We start from the raw sequence: 7553 nt of genomic DNA, 5'->3' as shown, positions 1-7553 counted from the left end.
CGTGATGGATATGGCAGGACAAGCCGGGGACGACCTCTTCGACGACCACCGCGCCCTTTTCCTTCCCCAGAACGAAAACAACAAGGAAGTGATCTTCGACGTGCAGTACATGTGGCCGGAACAAGGCAACTCCTTCGACCTGATCTGCCGCCAATACAATACCAACGCGCCGCTGCTCGACCTGGTGATGGCCTACCCGATGGATAACGGCCTCTTCCCAACGGAAGCAGGTTCCGGTTACGACCCGGCCAAACCTTACGAGAACCGGGACCCTCGCATGTACGCCACGCTCACTTTCCCCGGCGATATGTACATGGGCAATATCATCGACGATAAACGCTTCGCCATTACCGGCTTCGGGATGAAGAAATTCTCCATCTACGACCGCGAAGCGCCTCCGTCCGATAAATCTTCGCTGGTAGGCGGCCAGTCGGAAACCAACTTCATCGTGCTGCGCTACGCGGATGTACTGATGATGTATGCAGAAGCCCGCAATGAAACTTCTGGCGCAGACGCGACCGTATACGCAGCATTGAAAGAGATCCGCGACCGTGTGGATATGCCCGAAATCGCCGCAGGCCTCAACCAAACGCAGATGCGCGAAGCTATCCGCAAGGAAAGGAGGATCGAATTTGCCGGTGAAGCAACTTATTACAACGACATCCGCCGCTGGAAAACCATCGAAACGGTGATGAATTCCGACGCGAAAAAATACAACGGCAGCTTCCTCGAAACCAGGAAGTTTGACGTTAAGAGGGATTACTGGTGGCCCATCCCCACGGGTGAGCGCGACCTCAATCCCAAACTCGATCAGAATCCGTTCTATTAATTCAATATAGATTGGAGTAACGTGGAAAAAAGCAAAAGCGGAGTGTTCTCACTCCGCTTTTTTCAATTTATGGGCAGGCAAGTCTATAAAGCCTGTTGCATGACCCCCATGAGGATCTTCCGGGAGCCGTCGGACAGTACGGCCGGGGCCGACAGGGAATCCGAGGGCACGAAGTGGCGTTTGAATGCCTGGATGGCGGCGGAAGTATCCTGCAGGTCGTAACCGATGATGCGCAGTGCCTGGAGGTTATTGAAGTTATCGGGCACGGTGATGCGGGAAGTATCGCCATACCAGATCCCGAAACCCTTTTCGGCCAGGCGGTTCCAGGGGAAGAGCACGCTGGGGTCGTTTTTACGGCGGGGCGCAATGTCGCCATGGCCGATGAAATTATTGGCGGGGATGTTGTACCGCTTTTTGAGGGTATCGAGTACCACCATCAGGCTGCGGATCTGCAGGCTGTCGAAGGGTTCGAAGCCGTTGTTGTCGAGCTCGATGCCGATGGATGCGGAATTGATGTCGGTGATGCTTCCCCATTTGGAAAGGCCGCCGTGCCAGGCGCGCAGGTAATCGTTGAGCATGTGGTGCACGGTACCGTCGCGGCAAATGACGTAGTGCGCGCTCACCTGGGTGCGCTCCAGCGTAAAAGTGCGCAAGGTCTGCTCACAGGAATTCTGGGCGGTATGATGAATGATAACATAGTTGGGTTTGCGCAGGTTGAAGTTGACGGTGCCCGCCCATGCCGGCGGCGCAACGGCGGCGACGGGGATGTTTTCGGGCTGGGACCGCACCACGCCGGACCATCGTTTGGCTTCCGAACGGTACAACTTATTGGTAGTTTTGTACGGCTGGGGAGAACAGGCGCCGATGGCTGCCACGGTTGTTACGATCAGGATTTTTTTCCACATCTTTAAATCTACGAAATTTAACACGAACGGTCGTTATACGCGTTGACAGGTATTGCCCGGATGATGTTTATTTCCGTTCTTTGCCCTATCGTATGAAAACGTTCTTTTGGTACACCCTGAAAATCTGGTTCATCGCCGCATTACCTCCCTCGATCTTTATCTATTATATTTCAGCGGCAATGACGAACGCTACGGCCACTCAGGCGTTGGGCGTATTTCCGAAAATATTGCTCTATACGGCGCCCGCCGCCATTTTTGCGGGGTTCTGTGTAAGCAGGCTATTTCCGGCCGGGATGGGCGTTTACCAGCGCAAGGCAATGGTATGGCTCTGCGCGGTGATGGGATTGGTGCCGATGACGGTCCTCATGCAGCAGGACAGCGAGATCATCATGATCATGCTGTTATTGTATTTCTTCCTGACCCTGGGCATCCTGTTGGTGAAAACGCCCGCGGCGCCCCCGTTGTTCCGCAGGCAGCCGCTGCGTGGCCGCCATGTGACGCTGAAGCCAGACAACGAAATGAATCCCTGGCGCGGCATGGTTGTTTCCGGCATCCATTCATTGCCTATCCGCCTGAAGCTCGACCGCCACTCCCCATATCCCCAGCTGGAAATCCATTCCCTGGAGAAGGAAGATATCTTCCACCTGATCGATGATTATGTGCCCGTACGGGTAAAGGCATTCCTCCCGGGAAAAAGCGAGCCCCTCTTCTCCGGCGTCCTCGAAATCGACCATTCCCTCAATTGACGGCGCCATTCATAAATCTTCCCGCCCAAAACCGCAACAAGACCAAATTTTCTGTAAATTCCGGGGACTAGATCCTCTGATAAACAGCTGAATATGACCCACCTACTGTCGCCCCTCCGAACGGTGCTGATTTACTTCACCGCCGGAGTGCTCTGGATATTGATTACGGACTCGCTCCTGCAATGGCTGGCGGAGCACATCCCTGCAACGTTGCTTAAAGTGCAGTACGGCAAGGGCATCCTTTTCGTATTGTTTTCGTCTTTACTGCTGTTCTGGCTGCTGTCCAAATCCCGCAATTCCGTGCGCCGCCTCGAAATGGCCTACATCCGCGTGTTCCGTGAAAGCCCCCAGCCCATGTGGATCTACGACTGCAAAACGCTCGAATACGTCGACGTCAATGACGCCGCCATTCACCTCTACGGTTACACGCTCCAGGAATTCCTGACCATGACAATACTTCAGGTCCGGCCCAAAGAAGAAGTCCAGAAGGTGCTCGATGCCACCCGGTTTACCACATCCGGGTTTCAGAATTTCGGCACCTGGAAGCACCTCAAAAAAGACGGCACCCTCATGCACGTCGACATCCGGACCTTCGGCACCCATTACAAAGGCCGCGAAGTGGAAATCGTCAGCATCTCCGACGTCACCGACAAACATATCGCTTTCGAGGCCCTCTCCCGCCAGGAACTGCTGCTCAATACCATCATGAACAGTACCGACGACCTCATCTGGTCGGTAGACGACCGCAAGCATTACACCGCTTTCAACAACGCCTTCCGCGACAGCATCCGCCAGTTCAAAAACCAGGAAGTGCATGTCGGCGGCCCCCTCGTCAAAGGCGACACCGAAGAAGAAATCGAACGCTGGAACCAGTATTACGACCGGAGCCTCGCCGGCGAAACGCATATCATCGAAGAAACGATCGAGCTGGAAGACATGGGCCTCGCCGTGGCGGAGATCAGCTTCCACCCCATGCGCAAACAACAACACGTGGTGGGCGTTTCCTGCTTTGCGCGGGATATCACACAGCGCATACAACAGCAACTCAGCCTGCAAAAAGCGCTCGACCGCTACGAAATGGTTACCCTTGCCACCAGCAACGTGATCTGGGATTATGATATGGTCGGCAACACCATGCATTGGAACAACAACCTGTCCACCATGTTTGGCTACCGCAAGGCGGAGGAAACGGAGGACTGGTGGGAAGCGCACGTCCACCCGGACGATGCGCCCAAGATCATTGCCGGGCTGCAACAAGCCATCGCCGAAAAACGCAACACATATTCCGCGGAATACCGCTTCCTGTGCGCCGACGGCAGGTACCGGCATATATTCGACCGGGTCTACATCATGTATAACGAAGCGCACCGGCCCATCCGCATGATCGGCGCCATGGAAGATATTACGGAGAAAAAAACCTACATCGAGGAACTGCAGAAAGTAGCCCACATGAGCTCGCACAGCCTTCGCCGCCCGGTGGCTTCCATGCTGGGCGTGGTCAACCTCCTTGACAAAGACAATCTCACCGACCCTTCCAATCTGCCCTTACTGGCCGGCATCGAAAAGATCGCCAAAGAAATGGACGAGATCATCCATACCGTAGCGGACAAATGCAACCGCATTTTCAAGGTGGTGGAGGATAAATAAAAGGCTCCCGCCCGGGAGCCTTATACGCTTTCAATAACATCTTACAGAAAAGATATGCCAGGATCCTGCTATTGGACCGGCGTGCGGACCGGCAGCCGGTTCTGGCGCCAGTTGCTGTCGTAGTACACGAAGAAGTAGAGCCAGATGGTGCGGCTGATGCGCATAAGCAGGGGCTGCATCACCACGAGGAGGATGGCGTTAACGCCCAGCCAGTACAGTACGCTGTTATCGTGCAGGCTGAACCCGAGCAACACCCACCAGGCCACGAAGGTGGACACGGACAGGGCAATGGAAAGGGCGTAGCTTACGTAACCTGTTCCGAAAAAGAAGCCGGTTTCCGGTTCGGAAGGCTGGCCGCATTCGGGGCAGTGCTCGTTCATTTTCATGAAAGAGCCGAGTTTGTAGGGATTGGATTCCACGAAGAGGCGGCCTCTCCGGCAGCGGGGGCATTTGTTCTGCAGGGCGCTGAGGATCAAATTGGGCTTTTGTTCGTTTCTTTCGGCACACATATTTTTCAGTTTAGACTTTTTCTGAATTCTTCGGGCGACTGCCCTGTATACTTCCGGAAAAACCGGGAGAAGTAGCTGTTGTCGGGGAAGTTGAGGTCCCCGGCTATTTCGGCTACGGTCTTTTGCTCATTGGTAAGGAGCCGCTTGGCTTCCAGTAACACCCGCTCCCGGATGATCTCGCCGGCCGTTTTGCCTAGGAGGTCCTGGCAAAGGGCGTTGAGATGGTTGGGCGTGATGTAGAGCTGTTCGGCGTATTCGCGGGGCAGGCGCATGGAACGGTAGTGGCGGTTGATGAGCGCCATGAAGTTCCGCAGCACGAGCTGCTTTTGTTGCGGCACGCCGGGCTCGCCGTCGCGGGCGATGTGGCGGTCGGTTTCCAGGAACAGCTGCAAAAGCAGGGCGCGCACGAGATCGGGCTCGTTATCGGCGCCAGCCTGCAGGATCTGCTCGAATACCGGCTGAATAACTTCGCGGAGCTTTTCCGGCACTTCCATCACCTGGTCGGGGCTTTGCCCCGAAAAGAACGGGAAGCGGTCGAGGTAATCGGGGTTGGCGAGGAACGACCGGAAGAAAGCGGTGGAGAAATGCACCACATATCCTTCGGTTTCCGGGCCAAAGTGCCAGGAATGGACCTGTCCGGGCGTCATGAAGTACATCTGCCAGGGCTCCACGGCGTAGCGGGTGAAATCCAGGGTGTGGGAGCCGCTGCCGCCGGTAAAAAGCACCAGGTGGTAAAACGAGTGCCCGTGCTGCTGGTGGACGCGCTGGTAGTTCTTCTTCAGGTAGGAACCGAGGCGCTCGGTGAGCAGGTCCGGGTGCTGGTGACCGTCTGAAACGGTGCAGATATCGTATACCGGGATGGTTGCTTTCATGACATCACAAAGGTACGATACAGCCGGTTGCGGTACTTTTCACATTTGGGGCTTTTGTGGTATTTTTTACTGGTGACGGTCGAAACGGCCTGATATTTATCACTTTTTAGGGTACTAAAGCACTAAAAACCCCATCCGCCGCGACGCTTCAACAGGGAAATTTTCAGTAAATTGAGGGCTGATATGGACATTAAGACCCGACTTCACCAGCATTTTACCCAGCTTGTCCCGCTAACCGACGACGAGTTCGAATACATCTGGTCCCACTTCTCCCTCAAGAAATTCAAAAAAAGGCAAACCCTCATCCAGGAAGGCGATTCCGTAAAATATCATTACTGGGTCCATAAAGGGTTGATCAAATCGAGCCATACCGACGAATCCGGCAAGGAGCATATCCTGCAATTCGCGATGGAGGACTGGTGGGTGTCCGACTACCTGGCTTTATATAACCACACGCCCGCCACGCTGACCGTGGACTGTATCGAAGACAGCGAAGTGCTGGTACTTTCCGACGACGACCATCAGAAGCTCGCCCGTGAGATACATGCTTTTTCGAATTTCTTTTTGTTGAAGAAGAAGGGCGGATATGTGGGATTGCAACAGCGCATATTACTGTTGCTATTCAAGAATCCGCGGGAGCGCTACGAGCGGTTGCAGCAGTTGCAACCCAAACTGATGCAGCGGGTGCCTAAAACGCTGCTGGCGGCATACCTCGGCGTATCGCGCGAGAGCCTGAGCCGTTTGTACCAGGGCGAAATGTGATCATGCTCACACAAAAGCCCCTGCTGTGCGGGGGATCACAGCATTTTAGTGCGCTACCGCAACTTTCGGGATGCTGCGCTGTTCTAATTTTGTATCGTCGCACCGGCGCCGATACGACGATCAGAACACGCAAAAAGCACCAATATGAATGTCCTCAAAATTCTCATTGTACTGACCTCCCACAGCCAGTTGGGCGACACGGGTCATAAGACCGGTTTCTGGGTAGAAGAATTCGCGGCCCCTTATTACGCCCTGGCGGATGCCGGCGTCGAGGTCACCATTGCATCTCCGCTGGGCGGGCAGCCTCCCATCGATCCCAAGAGCGAAGCCCCCGAATCGCAGACCGACGCCACGCGGCGGTTCTTCGGCGACAAGGATTTGCAGCAAAAGTTGGCCAACACGATCCCCCTCAGCCAGGTAAACGCCGCCGATTACGACGCGGTATTTTATCCCGGCGGCCATGGCCCGCTGTGGGACCTCACCAACGACAAAAACTCCATAGCGCTCATCGAGCAATTCTATAACAACGGCAAGCCCGTAGCTGCCGTATGCCACGCGCCAGCCGTACTGCTACACACCAAAAAAGCGAACGGCGAACCCTTGGTGAAAGGTTTGAAAGTGACCGGCTTTTCCAACACCGAAGAGGAAGCGGTGCAGCTGACGAAAGTAGTGCCCTTCCTGCTGGAAGACGAGCTGAAGAAAAACGGCGGCGCTTACAGCAAGGGGCCGGATTGGGGTAGCTACGTGCTGCAAGACGGCCTGCTTATCACCGGCCAGAACCCCGCATCGTCGGAAGAGGCCGCGAAGCTGCTGCTGGAATTGCTGAACAAGAAATAACCCGTTTCAGGGTTTCATACTCGGTTGATATGCCCGGAGGCCTTGGCCTTCGGGCTTTTTTTCTTAATTACGCAAGGCATTGGCAATGCAATTATTTTCAAGCATACCCCCTCTTCCCACCTAGAAACTCCGCCATCGTAGTCTCATCCTTCTCCTCCGCTCCCGTCCAGATGGAGTTTTCGATCCAGTAATGCGCCAGGTCCCGGCCGGCTTGCGTGCCCAGCATGGAAAGCGGCGACAGGAAGCCCATGTACACCCGTTCCGTTTTCATCCAGCGGTTGAAAAGTGCGATATCCCCCGAGGCGGTATATCCTTTCCCATAAATGGCGAGCACTTCCAGGAAGGTGTTCCGCATTTCATCTTCCAGGAAGAAGGCGCGCAGCGTTTCCGGGATCGCCGTGACGTCGAGCTTGAGGATGTAGCAAAGCTCCAGCCAGTTGACCTCC

General features: G+C 55.0%; 9 protein-coding genes. 5 read left to right on the top strand and 4 right to left on the bottom strand.

Annotated elements, in window-relative coordinates; translation table 11 throughout:
• The coding region (locus Q0510_RS19105) for a RagB/SusD family nutrient uptake outer membrane protein (RefSeq protein ID WP_298715358.1) at positions 1-829 on the top strand (829 nt) is incomplete at its 5' end.
• An 83-nt stretch (positions 830-912) separates the two neighbouring features.
• Here the strand turns inward: Q0510_RS19105 and Q0510_RS19100 are convergent.
• A complete protein-coding gene (locus Q0510_RS19100) occupies positions 913-1734 on the bottom strand; it encodes an N-acetylmuramoyl-L-alanine amidase (RefSeq protein ID WP_298715357.1) in 822 nt (273 codons plus the stop codon).
• A 92-nt stretch (positions 1735-1826) separates the two neighbouring features.
• Between Q0510_RS19100 and Q0510_RS19095 the strand changes: the two genes are divergently transcribed.
• Positions 1827-2480, top strand: coding sequence for a hypothetical protein (locus tag Q0510_RS19095; RefSeq protein ID WP_298715355.1), 654 nt, complete (start codon positions 1827-1829; stop codon positions 2478-2480).
• A 93-nt stretch (positions 2481-2573) separates the two neighbouring features.
• On the top strand, positions 2574-4127 hold the full coding sequence (locus Q0510_RS19090) for a PAS domain S-box protein (protein WP_298715353.1): 1554 nt from the start codon (positions 2574-2576) through the stop codon (positions 4125-4127).
• 68 nt (positions 4128-4195) lie between these two features.
• On the opposite strand, the gene Q0510_RS19085 is transcribed toward Q0510_RS19090, so the two are convergent.
• Together Q0510_RS19085 and Q0510_RS19080 are read right to left on the bottom strand one after the other, a co-directional pair.
• Positions 4196-4636 (bottom strand): DUF983 domain-containing protein, encoded by a 441-nt coding sequence (locus Q0510_RS19085; RefSeq protein WP_298715351.1) that lies wholly within the window; start codon positions 4634-4636, stop codon positions 4196-4198.
• 5 nt (positions 4637-4641) lie between these two features.
• Positions 4642-5508, bottom strand: coding sequence for a helix-turn-helix domain-containing protein (locus tag Q0510_RS19080; protein ID WP_298715350.1), 867 nt, complete (start codon positions 5506-5508; stop codon positions 4642-4644).
• Between the two features lie 183 nt (positions 5509-5691).
• On the opposite strand from Q0510_RS19080, the gene Q0510_RS19075 reads away from it, so the two are divergent.
• Positions 5692-6270, top strand: coding sequence for a Crp/Fnr family transcriptional regulator (locus tag Q0510_RS19075; protein WP_298715348.1), 579 nt, complete (start codon positions 5692-5694; stop codon positions 6268-6270).
• A gap of 144 nt (positions 6271-6414) precedes the next feature.
• Positions 6415-7107, top strand: coding sequence for a type 1 glutamine amidotransferase domain-containing protein (locus Q0510_RS19070; protein ID WP_298715345.1), 693 nt, complete (start codon positions 6415-6417; stop codon positions 7105-7107).
• 97 nt (positions 7108-7204) lie between these two features.
• Here Q0510_RS19070 and Q0510_RS19065 read toward each other — a convergent pair.
• Positions 7205-7553, bottom strand: a 349-nt coding sequence (locus Q0510_RS19065; RefSeq protein ID WP_298715343.1) for a hypothetical protein, incomplete at its 5' end; no start/stop codon positions are given.

The sequence above is a fragment of the uncultured Chitinophaga sp. genome (assembly GCF_937874145.1).
Taxonomy (GTDB): domain Bacteria; phylum Bacteroidota; class Bacteroidia; order Chitinophagales; family Chitinophagaceae; genus Chitinophaga.
This window is presented reverse-complemented; position numbering and strand designations above follow the sequence as displayed.